15 protein-coding genes and 1 pseudogene are annotated in these 16,843 nt (G+C 73.5%); 6 read left to right on the forward strand and 10 right to left on the reverse strand.

Annotated elements, in window-relative coordinates:
• The first annotated feature begins 285 nt into the window (after positions 1-285).
• The gene (locus ACFYZY_RS01655; RefSeq protein WP_388688559.1) at positions 286-675 is read left to right on the forward strand and encodes a hypothetical protein; all 390 of its coding nucleotides are present in this window, start codon (positions 286-288) and stop codon (positions 673-675) included.
• 39 nt (positions 676-714) lie between these two features.
• Here the strand turns inward: ACFYZY_RS01655 and ACFYZY_RS01660 are convergent, their stop codons facing one another.
• On the reverse strand, positions 715-1,350 hold the full coding sequence (locus ACFYZY_RS01660; protein ID WP_388688561.1) for a LysE family transporter: 636 nt from the start codon (positions 1,348-1,350) through the stop codon (positions 715-717).
• Positions 1,347-1,661 carry a DUF2087 domain-containing protein gene (locus ACFYZY_RS01665; protein ID WP_388688563.1) on the reverse strand — a complete coding sequence of 105 codons (315 nt, stop codon included), beginning with the start codon at positions 1,659-1,661 and terminating at the stop codon, positions 1,347-1,349. Before ACFYZY_RS01665 ends, ACFYZY_RS01660 begins: the two co-directional genes overlap by 4 nt.
• 313 nt (positions 1,662-1,974) lie before the next feature.
• Between ACFYZY_RS01665 and ACFYZY_RS01670 the strand changes: the two genes are divergently transcribed.
• Positions 1,975-3,087 (forward strand): ABC transporter substrate-binding protein, encoded by a 1,113-nt coding sequence (locus ACFYZY_RS01670; RefSeq protein ID WP_388688564.1) that lies wholly within the window; start codon positions 1,975-1,977, stop codon positions 3,085-3,087.
• 281 nt (positions 3,088-3,368) lie between these two features.
• On the opposite strand, the pseudogene ACFYZY_RS01675 reads toward ACFYZY_RS01670, so the two are convergent.
• Positions 3,369-3,512 (reverse strand): annotated as a pseudogene (locus tag ACFYZY_RS01675) (ClpX C4-type zinc finger protein); the annotation flags it as partial.
• A 190-nt stretch (positions 3,513-3,702) separates the two neighbouring features.
• Here ACFYZY_RS01675 and ACFYZY_RS01680 point away from each other — a divergent pair.
• A complete protein-coding gene (locus ACFYZY_RS01680; RefSeq protein ID WP_388688566.1) occupies positions 3,703-4,449 on the forward strand; it encodes a hypothetical protein in 747 nt (248 codons plus the stop codon).
• Between the two features lie 227 nt (positions 4,450-4,676).
• Positions 4,677-5,906, forward strand: a complete 1,230-nt coding sequence (locus ACFYZY_RS01685) for a Cmx/CmrA family chloramphenicol efflux MFS transporter (RefSeq protein WP_388688568.1) — start codon at positions 4,677-4,679, stop codon at positions 5,904-5,906.
• A gap of 90 nt (positions 5,907-5,996) precedes the next feature.
• Here the strand turns inward: ACFYZY_RS01685 and ACFYZY_RS01690 are convergent, their stop codons facing one another.
• Together ACFYZY_RS01690 and ACFYZY_RS01695 are read right to left on the reverse strand one after the other, a co-directional pair.
• Positions 5,997-6,266, reverse strand: a complete 270-nt coding sequence (locus ACFYZY_RS01690; RefSeq protein ID WP_388688570.1) for a DUF4031 domain-containing protein — start codon at positions 6,264-6,266, stop codon at positions 5,997-5,999.
• Between the two features lie 13 nt (positions 6,267-6,279).
• On the reverse strand, positions 6,280-6,636 hold the full coding sequence (locus ACFYZY_RS01695) for a hypothetical protein (RefSeq protein WP_388688571.1): 357 nt from the start codon (positions 6,634-6,636) through the stop codon (positions 6,280-6,282).
• Positions 6,637-6,740: 104 nt separating this feature from the next.
• Here ACFYZY_RS01695 and ACFYZY_RS01700 point away from each other — a divergent pair, with 104 nt between their 5' ends.
• Together ACFYZY_RS01700 and murQ are read left to right on the forward strand one after the other, a co-directional pair.
• Positions 6,741-7,658 (forward strand): MurR/RpiR family transcriptional regulator, encoded by a 918-nt coding sequence (locus ACFYZY_RS01700; RefSeq protein WP_388688573.1) that lies wholly within the window; start codon positions 6,741-6,743, stop codon positions 7,656-7,658.
• A gap of 94 nt (positions 7,659-7,752) precedes the next feature.
• Entirely contained in the window at positions 7,753-8,685 is a 933-nt protein-coding gene (gene murQ / locus ACFYZY_RS01705; RefSeq protein ID WP_388688574.1) for an N-acetylmuramic acid 6-phosphate etherase, read from the forward strand.
• Positions 8,686-8,771: 86 nt separating this feature from the next.
• On the opposite strand, the gene ACFYZY_RS01710 is transcribed toward murQ, so the two are convergent.
• The 5 genes from ACFYZY_RS01710 to thrC form a co-directional block, all read right to left on the reverse strand.
• Positions 8,772-12,002: an FG-GAP-like repeat-containing protein gene (locus ACFYZY_RS01710; protein ID WP_388688575.1), complete on the reverse strand. Its 3,231-nt coding sequence runs from the start codon at positions 12,000-12,002 to the stop codon at positions 8,772-8,774.
• Between the two features lie 371 nt (positions 12,003-12,373).
• A complete protein-coding gene (gene groL, locus ACFYZY_RS01715) occupies positions 12,374-14,002 on the reverse strand; it encodes a chaperonin GroEL (protein WP_388688576.1) in 1,629 nt (542 codons plus the stop codon).
• Between the two features lie 578 nt (positions 14,003-14,580).
• Complete coding sequence (locus tag ACFYZY_RS01720; RefSeq protein WP_015035246.1) at positions 14,581-14,784, reverse strand: cold-shock protein; 204 nt, start codon at positions 14,782-14,784, stop codon at positions 14,581-14,583.
• Between the two features lie 458 nt (positions 14,785-15,242).
• Positions 15,243-15,521 carry a MoaD/ThiS family protein gene (locus tag ACFYZY_RS01725; RefSeq protein ID WP_030498268.1) on the reverse strand — a complete coding sequence of 93 codons (279 nt, stop codon included), beginning with the start codon at positions 15,519-15,521 and terminating at the stop codon, positions 15,243-15,245.
• A 31-nt stretch (positions 15,522-15,552) separates the two neighbouring features.
• Complete coding sequence (gene thrC / locus ACFYZY_RS01730) at positions 15,553-16,839, reverse strand: threonine synthase (protein ID WP_388688579.1); 1,287 nt, start codon at positions 16,837-16,839, stop codon at positions 15,553-15,555.
• Positions 16,840-16,843 lie beyond the last annotated feature (4 nt).

The raw sequence follows: 16,843 nt of genomic DNA on the forward strand, positions 1-16,843 counted from the left end.
CGCTTGCGCGTGAGCGCGTAGGCGCAGGTGCAGAGCAGTACGGCTCCGGCGGCGACGACGATTCCGACGATCATGAGGTCCTCCTTGTCCCGTCCCGACGTGCGTCGGTACACATGAAGGAGGCACCGGGCCGCCGAAAGGATTCGGCCCGCACCGGGGAAATCCGCTCGCGCCGGGACCTTCCCGGCCGGAAGCGCCGGGGACCGCCGCCCGTCCTCGCTCCGGGCCCCGGTCCCGGCGGTTCGCGTACTCCCGGCAGGCGTCCCGCGTCCCTAGGATCGCCCCATGGCCTCCACGTCCCCCGACCGCACCGGCGGTTCGTCCCTCTCCCTCTGGTCCAAGGACTCGTTCCTCTCCATCGGTTCCGTGGGCTCGATGCTCTCCATCGGCTCGGTGGGTTCCTTCCTCTCCGTCGGCTCGGTCGGCTCCGCCCACTCGGTCGCCTCCATCGGATCCTGGGCGAGCGTCGCCTCGGTCGGTTCCGCGCTGTCGGTCGCCTCGGCCGGTTCCTGGGCGAGCGTCCGCTCGGTGCTCTCGGTCCGCTCGAAGGACTCGTTCCTCTCCCCGGGCCCGTGCCGCGGGGCCGTGAGGACGGGGGCGGCCGTGGCGCTGGCGGCGGGGGCGGTCGCCCTGACGGCGGTCTCCCTGACGGCGGGGGTACGGCGGGGCCGCTGACGTCCGGGCCCCGCACGGGCCCCGGCACCCCGTACCGGCTCAGCTCACCATGCCCACCGCCAGGGCCGTGATCAGCGCGCTCGACGCGAGGGCCGTCGCCAGGCGGCCCCGGGGACCCGTGACGGCGCGGCCGAGGAGGGTGCCCGCGGTGGACAGGAGGAGCTGCCAGCTCGCGGAGGCGGCGAAGGCCGCGAGGACGAAGACCGCCGCACCGGCCGGCCCCGTCGCCGGGCGCCCGCCGAGGACGAGGGCGGTGAAGTAGAGCACGGTCAGGGGGTTGAGGAGGGTGATCCCTAGGAAGGCCGCGTAGGCGGGGAGCGCGCGCCGGGGAGCGGACGGTCGGCCCGTCCCCGTGGCCGCGTCCGGACCCGTGGCCGTGCGGTACGCGCGGACGGCCCGCCACGAGGAGTGCGCCGCCAGGGCCACGAGGACCAGCGCAGAGACCGGGCGCAGGAGCGTGGCGACCGGGGCGAGGAGGGGGACGAGGGCGGTGCCGCCGAGGACGGCGAGCAGCGCGTACAGCCCGTCGGCGGTGGCGACGCCGAGCGCCGCACCCGCTCCCGTACGCCACGGGGAACGGGCCGCGACCGCCACCAGGTGGGCGCCGACGGCGCCGACCGGGACCGCGATGCCGTAGCCGGCCAGGAGGCCGGCCACCACCGCACCCGTCGTCACGCGGCGGCGGTGATCGCGCCTCCGGGGGAGCCGGTCCGCTGCTGTCGGCGGTAGGCGGACCCGTCCTTCGTCCGGGTGAGGAAACCGCCGGTCACGAGGTACCGGCGCAGGGCCGGGAAGTCCTCGTGCACGGTCCGCAGGGCTTCGTTGACCTCGGGCTCGGCGTAGTCGCGGCCGGGCTCGAAGAGGGTGGCGGCGAGGTGCGCGAGCAGCGCCTCACGGCGCGCGGCCCGGCGCGGGACCGCCTTGAGGCGTCCGTCGGCGGTGAACAGGTCCGCGACGGCGGCGGAGGAGGAGGGAGGGCGGGTCATGGACGGGAAGCCTGGCGCTTCGGGTCCACGCGCCGCAAAGGGTTTTCGGCGCGGGAGGCGGACCGGCGCGGGCAGCGGACCGGCGCGGGCGGCAGGCGGCAGGCGGCAGGCGGCAGGCGGCAGGCAGCAGGCAGCAGGCAGCAGGCAGCAGGCAGCAGGCAGCAGGCAGCAGGCAGCGAACCACAAGTCCACCCCCGCGTACCGGAATTCCTGAGAAGATCCGTTCGGCGTCGCCGTCCCGCGCGACCCCGGCCCCCGGCAACGCGTTTCGGGGCCCCCGCCCGAACCGGTCCGCCCAGGAGGACGTCCGCCCGTGCACGCGCCATCGTTCCCGGCCGGAGCGGAAGACTCCGGCGCGGCAGCCGTCAGGATCGGCGTCCTCGCCCCGCTCTCCCGGCCCGGCTGGACCGAGGCGGGGCGGCACCTGCTCGCCGGGTTCGAGCGGGGCGTCCGCGACGTCAACGACGCCGGCGGGGTCGCCGGGAGGCCGCTCGAACCGGTCGTACGGGACACCGCCGCCGATCCGTCGAGGGCGGCGGCGGCCGTGGACGAGTTCGCGCGCCTGGGCGTGGCCGCCGTGGCCGGGGAGTACCACAGCGTCGTCGCCCGTGCCGCCGCCACCAGGGCCGATGCCCTCGGTCTGCCGTTCCTGTGCTCGTCGGCCGTGCTCGACGCGGTGGCCGAACGGCCGACGGAGTGGGTCGCCCGCCTCTCCCCTCCGCAGTCCCACGGCTGGCGGGTCTACGCGGACCACCTCCTCGTCGCGGGCCACCGCCGCGTGGCCGTGGCGGCCGACCCCGGCGCGTACTGGGATGCGGGCATCCGCCTCCTCCGGGACCGCCTCGCCCCGCGCGGCGGCACCGTGACCGCGTTCGACGCGCGCGCCCTCTCCCCCACCGCGCTGTGCGACGGACTCGCCGCCGACGGCGCGACGGCCCTCCTCCTGCTGACCGGTTTCCCGGAACCAGCGGTTCCGGTCGTCGCGGCCGTCCGCCGTGACCCGCGCCTCTCCGAGGTCCTGATCGGCGCCCCGGCCGGGCAGCCGGAGTTCGCGGAGTGGGAGGCGCTGCTGGGCGGCGACGGCGCCTCGGTCCCGTTCCTGCGCTACCTGCCCGAACGCCTCACCCCGCTCGGCGCTCGGGTCGCAGCGGACCTCCGCGCGCGACTCGGCGGAGCGCCCTCCTTCGTCGCGTTCGAGGGGTACGACACGGCCCTCGTCCTCGCCGGCGTCCTGCGCTCCCACGGTCCTGACCGGGTCCGCGCCGCGCCGGCCTGGTCCCGCGTCGCGGTCGGGGGCACCCGGGGCGAGATCCGGTTCTCCCGCGTCCCGGGCATCGGCGTCTGGCAGTCGTCCTGGACGGCGACCCAGGTCGTGGACCGGGACCCGGCGGACCCCGGCCGCTTCCGGGTCCTCCGTTCCGGCTGAGGGGACACCGGGAAGCCGGTGCGCCGGGGCGCGTCCGCCGGGCCGCCCCGGGGTCACGCCTCCCCGGAGAACCGTTCCCAGGCCGACTGGCGGGTGATGCCGAGCGCCTCGCCGATCCTGGCCCACGTCACGCCGCGCCGCCGCAACTCCACGACCCACAGGCGCACATCGGCCTCGACCTGGTCGGCCACGGCGGCGGCCCGGGGCAGCCGTTCCAGCATCTCCGCGTCGGTGAGACCGCCCCACGTCGGCATCCGCGGCCCGGCCGGGTCCGGACGGTACTCGGCCACGATCGAGGCGGCCAGGTCCACGCACTCGTCGCAGATGTTCACCCCTGGCCCGGCGACCAGCTTGTCCACCTCCGTCTCGGGCTTGGCGCAGAACGAGCAGATCCGGCCGCCGTGTTCGGGCGCTTCCCCGGGCATGACGCCTCCTCCTCCGGCCACGACCCGACCGTCAGGCCGTTCCTGACGGGCAGCGTACGGACGTCAGGGCCACCCTGACAAGCGACGGCAGCGCCGGGCAGTCCTCCGGGCCGGTCTCCGGGACGGTCTCCGAAACGGGGGAGAGCGGGTCCTTCGGCGGTACGCCGGCCCCGGTGGGCAGAATGCCCCCATGACCGCCGAGGAAGAGCACGCGCTGCTCCACCGCTGGAACGCCACCCTGCTCGCCGCCCGCGCCGGCCGCGAGGGGCCCGACCCCGCCCCGTACGGCAGGAACCTGCTGGCCCGCTGGGCCGAGCCGCAGCGCCGCTACCACACGGTCGACCACCTCCGGTCGGTCCTCGACCGCGTCGACGAACTGGCCGACCAGGGCGGCGAGGGCGGGGAGCTGGAACTGGTCCGGCTGGCCGCGTGGTTCCACGACGCCGTCTACCGGCCCGACCGCTCCGAGAACGAGGAGCGCTCGGCGGCCCTGGCCGGGAAGGCCCTCACCGAGGCGGGCCTGACCCCGCGCGAGGTGACCGAGGTCGCCCGCCTGGTGCTCCTGACGGCCTCCCACGACCCGGCCGAGGGGGACCTGAACGGCGAGACCCTGTGCGACGCGGACCTCGCGGTCCTGGCGGGCGAGCCCGCCGCGTACGACGCGTACGCGACGGCGGTCCGCGAGGAGTACGGCTTCGTCCCCGACGACGCCTTCCGCGAGGGCCGCGCCGCCGTCCTCCGCCACCTCCTCGGCCTGCCCCGGCTCTTCCGGACGCCGTACGGGGCGGCGGTGTGGGAGGAGAAGGCGCGGGAGAACGTGGAGCGGGAACTCGAACAGCTCAGAGAACCCGGCGGACCCGGAGTCCCGGAGTACCCGCCGGACCGGGGAAGCCGACGGACGCGCCCGGAAGGGAACGGGCACCGCCCCTGCCCGTGACGGCCCGGCCGCCGCCGGAGAACGAACCGCTCGTCGATCGCCTCGCCGCCCGCCGCGAGGAGCCGGCCGGCCGCCCGGTAGCCCGGCCGAAAAACACCGTTCCGCATCCCGAGACGATCCGGCCGGGAGGAATGACAGGAACGAACCACGGGTTGGCCCATGTCATGCCGTCTTCACCAGCCGGGCGCCCGCCCTCCGTTCCCGCCCCCCGGACCGCTCCGGTCCGGATGCCCCTGGCCGTCCACATCCTCGGCCTCTCCGTCTTCGCGCTCGGGACGAGCGAGTTCATGCTCTCCGGGCTGCTGCCGCCCCTCGCGGAGGACATGGGCGTCTCCATCCCCCGCGCGGGGCTGCTGATATCGGCCTTCGCGATCGGCATGGTCGTCGGCGCCCCCCTGCTCGCCGTGGCGACCCTGCGCCTCCCCCGCAAGACCACGCTGGTCGCCCTGATCACCGTCTTCGGCCTGGGACAGGTGGCGGGCGCCCTGGCGCCGAACTACGCCGTGCTCTTCGCCTCCCGGGTGGTGAGCGCGCTCGCCTGCGCCGGGTTCTGGGCGGTCGGCGCGGCCGTCGCCATCGCGATGGTGCCGCCCGGCGCGCGGGCCCGCGCCATGGCCGTCATGATCGGCGGCCTCTCCGTGGCCAACGTCCTCGGCGTCCCCGCCGGGGCCTTCCTCGGCGAACACCTGGGCTGGCGCTCCGCCTTCTGGGCGGTCGGCCTCGCCTCCGCCGTCGCCCTCGTCGGCGTGCTGACCCGCATCCCGCACCTCCCCCTGCCGGAGACGAGGCCGCGCCTCAAGCGGGAACTGACCATCTACCGCGACCGGCAGGTCCTCCTCTCGGTCGTCGTCACGGCCCTGGCGGCGGGCGGCGTCTTCTGCGCCTTCTCGTACCTCGCCCCGCTCCTCACCGACGTGGCCGGCCTCGACGAGTCCTGGGTCTCCGGCGTCCTCGGCCTCTTCGGCGTCGGCGCCCTGGTCGGTACGGCGGTGGGCGGCCGGATCGCGGACGCGCACCTCTTCGGGGTGCTGCTCGGCGGCATCGCCGCCTCGACCGTCTTCCTGGCCGCCCTGGCCCTCTTCGCCTCCAGCCCGGTCGTCACGGTCCTGCTGGCCTTCCTCCTGGGCGTCTCGGCCTTCTTCACCGCCCCGGCCCTCAACGCCCGCATGTTCAACGTCGCCGGCGCCGCCCCCACCCTCGCGGGCGCCACCACCACGGCGGCCTTCAACCTCGGCAACACCGGCGGCCCCTGGCTCGGCGGCACCGTCATCGACGCGGGCCTCGGCTACGCCTCCACGGCCTGGGCGGGCGCGGCGATGACGCTGGTGGGGCTCGGGGCGGCGGCGCTGGCGCTGTGGCTGAGCCGCCGCGCACCGGGGGAGGGCCACGTCGTGGCCGGGAGCGCGGTCGCCGCCTCCGCGAAGGACGGCCGGGAGTCCTCCCCCCTGTGCGGCTGAGGACGGGCGCCCCCGTTCGCGTACGCCCGGACCGCCCGGTCGCGTACGCCCGGACCCCCCGTTCGCGTACGCCCGGACCGCCCGGTCCCGTCAGCCGACCGGCCGGCCCTTCGGCCGCCGCAGGCCCGCTCCCGTGAGGCGGCGCAGCAGCTCCTTCGAGCCGACCTCGACCGCGCCGCCGGCCACGGCGGCCGCGTACCGGTCGGACGGGATGTCGTAGTGGTCCCGCTCGAAGGCGCGGGGCGGGGCGCCCAGCGTCGCGGCGAAGGCGTGCAGCTCCTCGAAGGAGACGTCGCTGACCAGGTGCGACCACATGCGGCCGTGCCCCGGCCAGGTGGGCGGATCGATGTACAGCGTCACCCGCGGGCCTCCGTCACGTCAGACCGCCCACCGGCGCCACCACCACGCCCTGCTTGCCGCAGACCCAGTGCGGGTCCGGGCCCAGCTCCGGCTCCACGTCCAGGGCGTGCGGGTCGCCCGAGGAGCAGACCGGGCAGATCGGCCAGCGGCCGTGCCGTTCGAGGAGGGCGTCCTGCACGTCCTGGGCGACGAGCCCCGCGACGTACGTCACCCCCTCCGGCCACTGCTCGACCCACCAGCGCCGGTGGGTCACCGCGTCCTCCACCATCGACACCATCTCGGCGGCGGCGACCCGCCGGGCCGCCAGGTCGGCCAGTACCAGCGCGCGAGCGGTGTGCAGCGCCTGTTCCACGGGGTCGATGTCGTCCATGCCCTCATTGTCACCCCGCGCGGGGCCGGAGGACGAGGGCCCCTTCCCGGCCGGGGGCCCGCGGGGGCTTGTCGCCCCCCGCTTTCCGAAAGTATCTTTCAGATGTGATCAATGACGTGAAGGAAAGTTTCAGCGGCGAGGCGCCCCCCGCCCCCGCCGCGCTCGCCGCCAAGGTGCGGACCCTCGCGCCGTCCATGACCCGTTCCATGCAGCGGGTCGCCGAGGCCGTCGCCGGGGACCCCGCCGGCTGCGCCGCCCTCACGGTCACCGGCCTCGCCGAACTCACCGGCACCAGCGAGGCGACCGTCGTCCGCACCGCCCGCCTCCTCGGCTACCCCGGCTACCGCGACCTGCGCCTCGCCCTCGCCGGACTCGCCGCCCAGCAGCAGTCCGGCCGCGCGCCCTCCGTCACCGCCGACATAGCCGTGGACGACCCGATCGCCGACGTCGTCGCCAAACTGGCCTACGACGAACAGCAAACCCTCGCCGACACCGCCGCCGGGCTCGACACCGTCCAGCTCGGCGCCGTCGTCACCGCCCTCGCCGCCGCCCGCCGCGTCGACATCTACGGCATAGGAGCCTCCGGTCTCGTCGCCCAGGACCTCGGCCAGAAACTGCTCCGCATCGGCCTGATCGCCCACGCCCACAGCGACCCGCACCTCGCCGTCACCAACGCCGTGCAGCTCCGCTCCGGGGACGTCGCCCTCGCCATCACCCACTCCGGCTCGACCGGCGACGTCATAGAACCGCTCCGGGTCGCCTTCGACCACGGCGCCACCACCGTCGCGATCACCGGCCGCCCGGACGGCCCCGTCACGCAGTACGCCGACCACGTCCTCACCACCTCCACCGCCCGCGAGAGCGAACTGCGCCCCGCGGCCATGTCCTCCCGCACCAGCCAACTCCTGGTCGTGGACTGCCTGTTCACCTGCGTCACCCAGCGGACGTACGAAACGGCCGCCCCGGCCCTGGCCGCCTCGTACGAGGCCCTGGCCCACCGCCACGCGCCCCGCGCCCGCTGAACCACGCCCCGCACCCGCCGGGGCCCCCGCGCCCGCCGGGCCCCGTACCCGTGAAGTCCACGGCGCCGCCGCCCCCGTACCGAAAGAGCCGCACGTGTCCCCTTCCGCCTCCACGTACGCCGAACTCCGCGCCCAGCTCGCCACCCTCACCACCGAGGCGTTCCGGCCCGAGCTCGCGGAGATCGACCAGCTCCCGACCCTGGACATCGCCCGCACCATGAACGGCGAGGACCAGAGCGTCCCCGCCGCCGTCGCCCGGGTGCTCCCCGCCCTCGCCGCCGCCATCGACGCCACCGCCGAGCGGATGGCCCGCGGCGGCCGGCTCGTCTACATGGGCGCCGGAACCGCCGGACGCCTCGGCGTCCTCGACGCCAGCGAGTGCCCGCCCACCTTCAACACCGACCCCGCGCGGGTCGTCGGCCTCATCGCGGGCGGCCCCTCCGCCATGGTCAAGGCCGTCGAGGGCGCCGAGGACTCGCGGGAACTCGCGGCGGAGGACCTCGCCGCGCTCGGACTCACCGCCGACGACACCGTGGTCGGCGTCTCCGCCTCCGGCCGCACCCCGTACGCCGTCGGCGCCGTCGCACACGCCCGCGCGCTCGGCGCGCTCACCATCGGCCTGTCCTGCAACGCCGGCAGCGCGCTCGCCGCGGCCGCCGAGCACGGCATCGAGGTCGTCACCGGTCCCGAGCTGCTCACCGGCTCCACCCGGCTCAAGGCGGGCACCGCCCAGAAGCTCGTCCTCAACATGATCTCGACCATCACGATGATCCGGCTCGGCAAGACCTACGGAAACCTGATGGTCGACGTCCGCGCCTCCAACGAGAAGCTCCGGGCCCGCTCGCGGCGGATCGTCGCCCTGGCCACCGGCGCGCCGGACGAGGAGATCGAGGCCGCCCTCGCCGCCGCCGACGGCGAGGTGAAGAACGCGATCCTCATGCTCCTCGCCGACGTCGACGCCCCCACGGCCGCGAAGCGCCTCGCCGACTCCCGGGGCCACCTGCGCGCGGCGCTGCACGCCCGGTAACCGCCGGGGTCCCCGTGGCGCCCCGGGGAAACGCCCCGGGGGCCCGGCCGTCGGTGACGGCCGGGCCCCCGGGTTGTCCGGAAGGATCAGTGAAGGCCCCTGAAGGTGTTCCAGCCGCCGGTGCCGATGAGGACGCGGCCCCCGTAGGGGGTGGCGGCGGAGCCGGCGGAGTAGTAGGCGTAGAGCTTGCCCGTGGTGTCGCGGGCGACCAGGTCCGCGCGGCCGTCGCCGTTCAGGTCGCCGGTCCCGGCCAGGGCCGAGTAGACGCCCCAGCCGCCACCGACCTGCGTCCGGGCCGTCACGCCGCCGGCCGCCGTGCCGTGGTACTGCCACAGCACGCCCGAGGCGTCCACGCCGAGCAGGTCGCCCCGCCCGTCGCCGTTCAGGTCACCGGCGCCCACCAGCTTCGCGTACAGCTTCCAGTTGGTCCCGATCCGCACGCGGGCCTTCAACCGGTGGTCGGCCGTGCCCCCGTAGAAGTACACGTCCCCCGTCGACGCCTGACGCGCCAGCAGGTCCGGGAACCCGTCACCGTCCACGTCCCCCGACGACGTCAGCACGTCGTACTGCCCCCAGCCCACGCCGACCGGCGTGTACGGCGAGGAGGCCGAGAGCACCTTGTCACAGCCGGGACGGTAGGCCCGGAGCTGGTCCCCCACCCGGACGTAGTCGTCCGCGCACCGGTCGCCGTCCAGGTCGCCGGCCGGCACGATCGCCGAACCGGCCGGGAACTTCGCTCCCGTACCGGCGATCCGGTCCGAGAGCGCGCCCGTGCCCGTGCCCCGGTACATCGACACCAGGCCCGCCGCGTCCGACACCAGCAGGTCACCGAAACCGTCGCCCCCGGCCAGATCCCGCCAGACAGTGGCGCCGCCGGTAACCGGCACCACGCCGGACAGGACCAGGTCGGCACCCTGCCCGTCGGCGGGCTTCACGGTCAGGGTCCACGTGTACGCGCCGTTGGCGACGAGCTTCCCGGCGGCGTCCTTGCCGTCCCACGACGTCGTCACCAGTCCGCGGGCCTCGCCCCCGGCCAGCGTCCGCACGGCCTTCCCCGTCGCCTTGTTCCGCAGCGCCAGCGACCACGACGCGCCCGGCTTCGAGAGCCACCAACGAGGCTTCCACGCACCGGAACCGAGGTTCACGGCCGGGGTGTCGGCGTCGATGGCGGCGACCGGGGAGGCGGGAACGCCCGAGGGGACGATCCGCACCCGGCGGTCCCCGCCCGTGTAGGCGACGTGGCCGCCGAAACGGTCGACCGTCCACCCGGCCCGGCGCGCGGTCCGGTCACCGAGTTCGGCGGCGGTGGCGACCACGCGCCGCGGCAGGTCCGCCTCCTTGCCACTGGCCGGGAGGCCGTCGTGCAGGTCGACGAGGGTGAGGCCGGCCGTGTCCGAGCGGTGGACCAGATAACCGTCGCCGAGGAGCGTCTCGTCGGCCCCGAGCCGCAGGGAACGCTTCGTCTGCCGGTCGTGGACGCCGGCGCCCTTGAAATCGTTCCAGTAGTCGCTGCACCTCCAATACACCCAGCGGCCCACGGCCTGGAGGTCACTGGGCACGCAGGACGCGTCGAAGGACTCTCCGGCGGCGCCCGTCGACAGGTTCTTCGCCTCCACCCGGGTGGACACGCCCGAACCGGTGTCGTTCCACCGTCCGAGGGCGCTCCACAGCGTGCCGCCCCAGACGGAGGCCGCGACCGGCTCCCGCTTCTGCAGCACGCCGCCGGTGTCGGCGTCCTTGAAGTGGAGGACCGCCTGCGCGCCACCCCAGCTCTGGTTCACGACGCCGAACCGGCCGGACAAGTCCACCAGTTGGGGGCTGCCGATCCCGGAGTTCACCCTCGGGCCCCACGGAGCGGTGCCGTTGCGGTAGAGCATGGTGACGCCCTGCTCGGTCGCCTCCCGGCGGCCGTGATGACCGTCCCCGCTCGCGAACATGGTGACGCAGTAGGTGCCGTGAACGGGGGCGCAGAAGTCGTCGTCCCCCCCGGACACGACCCCGTCGACGGTCGAGTTCAGCTCCTCCGGGCGCCCGGAGGTCTTCAGCCAGGTGCTCCGGTAGCCGCCGAGGGCGGTGCCCGGCTGGTACAGGTTCGAGTCGTCGGCCGTGGTGAGGATGCCGCTGCCGAGGGAGATGCCGTAGGGGTTCGCCTCCCTGTCCTCGATGTCCGCCAGGCGCTTGCGGGTGAAGGTGCCGTTCGTGCCGGGGGTGAAGAGGTAGTACCCCCAGTCGAGGGCGCCGAGGTCCGTGCGTTCCTCGGCGCCCGCGACGAGCAGTGAGCCGTCGGGCGTGCGGTGCACCGAGGGAGAGGCGACGGCCAGCAGGGACTTCCAGCTTCCGGCGGCGTCGCGCAGGACGAGGTGGTTGCCCCGGTACCCGCCCTCGTTGCCGGGGCTGGGCGGGGTCACGGTGACGAAGGCGTCGCCGAAGGGCCGCACCACGTCGTTGTAGGAGGCCACGTCCCGCAGATCGAGCGTGACCGGGGCCGCGTCCGGGTCGTCGCGGCGGTACACCTGGGCCTCGCTGCCGGACGGGGCGCCGAGGTGGAAGACGGTGTCCCGGTCGAAGGAGATGCTCTCGCCGTGTGTGGAGAGCGCCTTCACACCTCCGCTCGCGAGGTCGACGACCCACCAGCCCTGGGACATCGTGGTGTCTTCCCACTTGATGCCCCGGACGGCGACGGACCGGGCGTCGCCCTCGCTGATGGTGAGGTTCCAGCCCTCCGGCAGGCCCTCCAGCTTCTGGTCCCGCACTCCGCCGCCCTCCGGGCGCAGGAGGTGCAGGCTCGTGACGGCGCTCTCGGTGCCGGTCCGGGTGACGACGGTGTTCCCGTAGGTCGCGACGTACGTCTGCCCCTCCGGGATCGCGACCCTGGTCGTCGCGCTGCCGCCGGCCCGCTGCTGGAGCGTCACGTACGGGGCCGGGTCCCCGGAGAGGACGGCCACGGTGTCGGAGCCGTGGCCGAAGTCCGACGGGTACCGGGTGAAGCGGTAGGCGTCGACGTCGTACGAGAGGGGTTCGGGCAGCCGGTGGTCGAGGACGGTCGTCGTGCCGGTGGCGTAGTCGATCCAGCGGAGCCGGTCGTCGCCCTCCCGCGCGGTGAGGAAGCCGGTCTCGCCGGCGTTCAGGACGAGGGTGGCGCGGGGCACGAAGCGCGCGCCCGGACTGACGACGACGGGCTCGGTGGTTCCGGCGGGGGGCTCGGCGACGGCCGCCCCCGCGGCGGTGCCGATTCCCGCCGTCACCACGAGGCCGACGGTGAGCGCGATACGGCCGAGCGCGCGCCGTCTCGACTGCCGGCGCAATGGGTTGATCACGAAGAAAGTCCCTCCCCGGGGCATACGGCGCGGGGAGGGGCCAGGTGTGCTCGCCGCTCGTTCCCCCGCGCGAGCAGGCCGACCCTAGCAGAGGACGGCACCACCGGAGAACATTTTTTCGAACTCGTTCAATTCTTTCGCCGCTGAGGGTCGGGCGGGGGAACGGGGCCGGGAGACGAGCCTGCGATTCCTGAGCGGCGGAGCCTTCGCACCCGGCCTTCCGGACGACCTCGTCCGCGACTCCGGCCGCTTCCGCCCCTCCCCCGCGCCACCGGAGGCCGGGCCCGCACAACGGCCCGAGGGCGGCACCCCTTCACGGGAGTACCGCCCTCGGCTGTCGCGTCCAGCGACGAACCGCCGATCCCTCGGGATCAGAAGTCCATGTCACCGCCCGGCATGCCGCCGCCGGCCGGCGCGGCGGCCTTCTCCGGCTTGTCGGCGATGACGGCCTCGGTGGTGAGGAACAGCGCGGCGATCGACGCGGCGTTCTGCAGCGCGGAGCGCGTGACCTTCGCCGGGTCGATGATGCCCTCGGCGATGAGGTCGACGTACTCGTTGGTCGCGGCGTTCAGGCCGTGGCCGACGGGCAGGTTGCGGACCTTCTCCGCCACGACGCCGCCCTCGAGGCCGGCGTTGACGGCGATCTGCTTCAGCGGGGCCTCGAGGGCCAGCTTCACGATGTTCGCGCCCGTGGCCTCGTCGCCCGACAGGTCGGCCTCGAGCTTCTCGAAGACGCTCGACGCCTGGAGCAGGGCCACGCCACCGCCGGCGACGATGCCCTCCTCGACGGCCGCCTTCGCGTTGCGGACGGCGTCCTCGATGCGGTGCTTGCGCTCCTTGAGCTCGACCTCGGTCGCGGCACCGGCCTTGATGACGGCGACGCCACCGGCGAGCTTCGCCAGGCGCTCCTGGAGCTTCTCGCGGTCGTAGTCCGAGTCGCTGTTCTCGATCTCGGCGCGGATCTGGTTCACGCGACCGGCGACCTGCTCGCTGTCACCGGCACCGTCGACGATGGTGGTCTCGTCCTTGGTGATGACGACCTTGCGGGCGCGGCCCAGCAGGTCGAGGCCCGCGTTCTCCAGCTTGAGGCCGACCTCCTCGGAGATGACCGTGCCGCCGGTGAGGATGGCGATGTCGTTCAGCATGGCCTTGCGGCGGTCGCCGAAGCCCGGCGCCTTGACCGCGACGGACTTGAAGGTGCCGCGGATCTTGTTGACCACCAGGGTCGACAGGGCCTCGCCCTCGACGTCCTCGGCGATGATCAGCAGCGGCTTGCCCGACTGCATGACCTTCTCCAGGAGCGGGAGCAGGTCCTTCACGGAGGAGATCTTGGAGTTGACGATCAGGAGGTAGGGGTCGTCGAGCGACGCCTCCATGCGCTCCATGTCGGTGGCGAAGTACGCCGAGATGTAGCCCTTGTCGAAGCGCATGCCCTCGGTGAGCTCCAGCTCCAGACCGAAGGTCTGGGACTCCTCGACGGTGATGACGCCTTCCTTGCCGACCTTGTCCATCGCCTCGGCGATGAGCTCGCCGATCTGGGTGTCGGCGGCGGAGATGGAGGCCGTGGAGGCGATCTGCTCCTTGGTCTCGACATCCTTCGCCTGCTCGAGCAGGGCGCCGGAGACGGCCTCGACGGCCTTCTCGATGCCGCGCTTGAGGGCCATCGGGTTGGCACCGGCGGCGACGTTGCGGAGGCCCTCGCGGACGAGCGCCTGGGCGAGGACGGTGGCGGTGGTCGTACCGTCGCCGGCGACGTCGTCCGTCTTCTTGGCGACTTCCTTGACCAGCTCGGCGCCGATCTTCTCGTACGGGTCCTCGAGCTCGATCTCCTTGGCGATGGAAACACCGTCGTTGGTGATCGTGGGGGCACCCCACTTCTTCTCGAGGACGACGTTGCGGCCCTTGGGGCCGAGGGTGACCTTGACGGCGTCAGCGAGCTGGTTCATGCCGCGCTCGAGACCGCGCCGGGCCTCCTCGTCGAACGCGATGATCTTGGCCATGTGAAGTGGTCCTCCCGGACATGGGGTGGATAACGCTCCAGGACCGCGCCGACGCCCGCGACGGACGGCCTCCGGTTGCTCCGCGCGGTTCCTTGCCCCACGCGGCCGACGGCCTCGCCTGCCCGATCCTCGTAGCACTCTCACCTTCCGAGTGCTAACGCCAATGATTAGCACTCGCCCTATGAGAGTGCAAGCGACTCTCGGGTTTCGGGCGGGGAGCCGGGGGTTCCGGAAGACGGCGCGAAGGACCCGGCGGACGGGACCCGGGGGGCGAGGCCCCAGGTGAACAGGGCTTCGGGCGGGCAGGGGCCCGGACGGACAGGACTCCGGACGCACAGCACCCCGGACGGACAGGACTCCGGACGCACAGCACCCCGGACGGACAGAACTCCGGACGCACAGAGGCCCGGACGGACAAGGCTCCGGGCGCGCGGAGCCCCGGACGGGCCGGGCCCCCGCAGGAACGGACGACGCCCGGCCCGGAAGCCGCCCCGCCCCGCACACGCGAGAGGGGCCCGCGTCCCCTTCGGGATGCGGGCCCCTCGACGGCGTTGCGTCGGTGGCCGATCGCGCCGCGCTCAGACGGCGAGCTTGACCATGTCCGCCTGCGGACCCTTCTGGCCCTGCGAGATCTCGAACTCGACTCGCTGTCCTTCTTCGAGGCTGCGGTAGCCATCCATCTGGATCGCGCTGTAGTGGACGAAAACATCCGCACCACCGTCGACCGCGATGAAGCCGTAGCCCTTCTCCGCGTTGAACCACTTGACGGTGCCCTGAGCCATGCCTAACTCCCCTGTTACTGGCCCTTGCGCGGGGCCGCACTTCACGAACCCCGGGTCAGACCCTGCGCCGGAACGCGTCGACCGCGGCTGAATGTATCTGCCCAACTGCCCTCTGCAACAGGCCGTTCGAGCGAGAATTCTGGGCACGCCAGAAAGGAGGAAAGGGAGAATCCCTTGAATGTCCGGGCAAGTCGGGCCCGGCAAAACGCGCAGAAGGTGCACAACGCGCGCACGGTTTGGCCACTTCTTGTCATGTCGGGGGGCGTTCTCATATGCGCCCGGCATGAGCGGCGGAGGGGGCTTCCCCAACTCTACCGCGCTCAACCATACAGAATTGCCCCTTCCGCTTATGGATGCGGAAGGGGCAATTCGAGGGTGATTCACGGGCGATCCGAAAAGGACGGAACCGGAAGAACGGAGCGGAAGGGGCGGGCCGGCGGGGACGCGCGGCCCGCCTCTCAGCAGCCTCCGGCGACCGCCGGGATGATCGAGACGCCCGCGCCGTCCGGGGTGGCCGTCTCCAGGCCCTGCTCGAAGCGCACGTCGTCGTCGTTCACGTAGACGTTGACGAAGCGGCGCAGCTTGCCCTGGTCGTCCAGGACGCGGGCGGCGATGCCCGTGTGGTTCTTCTCCAGGTCCGCGATGACCTCGGCGAGGGTCGCGCCCTCGGCCGGCACCTCGGACCGTCCGCCGGTGTAGGTGCGGAGGATGGTGGGGATGCGGACGTTCACGGCCATGACTTCGTCACCTTTCGGGGGCCGGGGGGCTTCAGTGCGCCAGGCCGGCGTCGCGGAACGCGTCCAGGCTCGGGCGGATGGTGGCGGTCGCCTGCGAGGTGTCGGCCACCGCGTCCAGGGTCTTGAGGCCGTCGCCGGTGTTGAGGACGACGGTGGTCAGCTCCGGGTCGAGGAGGCCGTTCTCCACGAGCTTGCGGGTGACGCCGACGGTCACGCCGCCCGCCGTCTCCGCGAAGATGCCCTCGGTCCGCGCGAGCAGCTTGATCGCGTCCACGACCTGCTCGTCGTTCACGTCCTCCACGGCGCCGCCGGTGCGGCGGGCGATGTCGAGGACGTACGGGCCGTCGGCCGGGTTGCCGATCGCGAGCGACTTGGCGATCGTGTTCGGCTTCTGCGGGCGGACCACGTCGTGGCCGGCCTTGTAGGCGGCGGAGACCGGGGAGCAGCCCTCGGCCTGGGCACCGAAGATCCTGTACGGCTTGTCCTCGACCAGGCCCAGCTTGACGAGCTCCTGGAGCCCCTTGTCGATCTTGGTGAGCTGGGAGCCGGACGCGATCGGGATGACGAGCTGGTCCGGGATCACCCAGCCGAGCTGCTCGCAGATCTCGTACGCGAGCGTCTTGGAGCCCTCGCCGTAGTACGGGCGCAGGTTGACGTTCACGAAGCCCCAGCCCTCGCCGAGCGGGTCGCCGATCAGCTCCGAGCAGAAGCGGTTCACGTCGTCGTAGTTGCCCTCGATGGCGACGAGGTCCCCGCCGTAGACGCCGGCCATGACGACCTTGCCCTGCTCCAGGTCGTGCGGGATGAACACGCAGGAGCGGAAGCCGGCGCGGGCGGCGGCGGCGCCGACGGCGCCGGCCAGGTTGCCGGTGGAGGAGCAGGAGAGGGTGGTGAAGCCGAAGGCGCGGGCGGCCTCGATGGCCTGGGCGACGACCCGGTCCTTGAAGGAGTGGGTCGGGTTGCCCGAGTCGTCCTTGACGAAGAGCTTCCCGGGGGCGACGCCGATCTCGCGGGCGAGGTTGTCGGCCTTGACGAGCGGGGTCCAGCCGGGGTTCAGGTTCGGCTTCTCGGCCACGTCGGCGGGGACGGGCAGGAGGGGGGCGTAGCGCCAGATGCTGGCGGGGCCGGCCTCGATCCGCTTCCGCAGTGCCTCGGGGTCGCCGGTCGGCAGGTCGTAGGCCACTTCGAGCGGCCCGAAACAGAGGGCGCAGGCGAAGATCGGGCCGAGGGCGAAGACTTCACCGCATTCGCGACAGGAGAGTCCGGTCGCGGGACCGAGGTCGACGGCGGTGGAGGGTGCGACGGTCTGTACAGCCATGGAG

The organism is Streptomyces sp. NPDC001744 (assembly GCF_042892575.1).
Lineage (GTDB): Bacteria > Actinomycetota > Actinomycetes > Streptomycetales > Streptomycetaceae > Streptomyces.

Bases quoted from the DNA above. Each gene is read 5' to 3' on its own strand.
- ACFYZY_RS01655 (WP_388688559.1), top strand. From the start codon at position 286: ATGGCCTCCACGTCCCCCGACCGCACCGGCGGTTCGTCCCTCTCCCTC.
- ACFYZY_RS01665 (WP_388688563.1), bottom strand. From the start codon at position 1,661: ATGACCCGCCCTCCCTCCTCCTCCGCCGCCGTCGCGGACCTGTTCACC.
- ACFYZY_RS01680 (WP_388688566.1), top strand. From the start codon at position 3,703: ATGACCGCCGAGGAAGAGCACGCGCTGCTCCACCGCTGGAACGCCACC.
- ACFYZY_RS01685 (WP_388688568.1), top strand. From the start codon at position 4,677: ATGCCCCTGGCCGTCCACATCCTCGGCCTCTCCGTCTTCGCGCTCGGG.
- ACFYZY_RS01695 (WP_388688571.1), bottom strand. From the start codon at position 6,636: ATGGACGACATCGACCCCGTGGAACAGGCGCTGCACACCGCTCGCGCG.
- groL (WP_388688576.1), bottom strand. From the start codon at position 14,002: ATGGCCAAGATCATCGCGTTCGACGAGGAGGCCCGGCGCGGTCTCGAG.
- ACFYZY_RS01720 (WP_015035246.1), bottom strand. From the start codon at position 14,784: ATGGCTCAGGGCACCGTCAAGTGGTTCAACGCGGAGAAGGGCTACGGC.
- ACFYZY_RS01725 (WP_030498268.1), bottom strand. From the start codon at position 15,521: ATGGCCGTGAACGTCCGCATCCCCACCATCCTCCGCACCTACACCGGC.
- thrC (WP_388688579.1), bottom strand. From the start codon at position 16,839: ATGGCTGTACAGACCGTCGCACCCTCCACCGCCGTCGACCTCGGTCCC.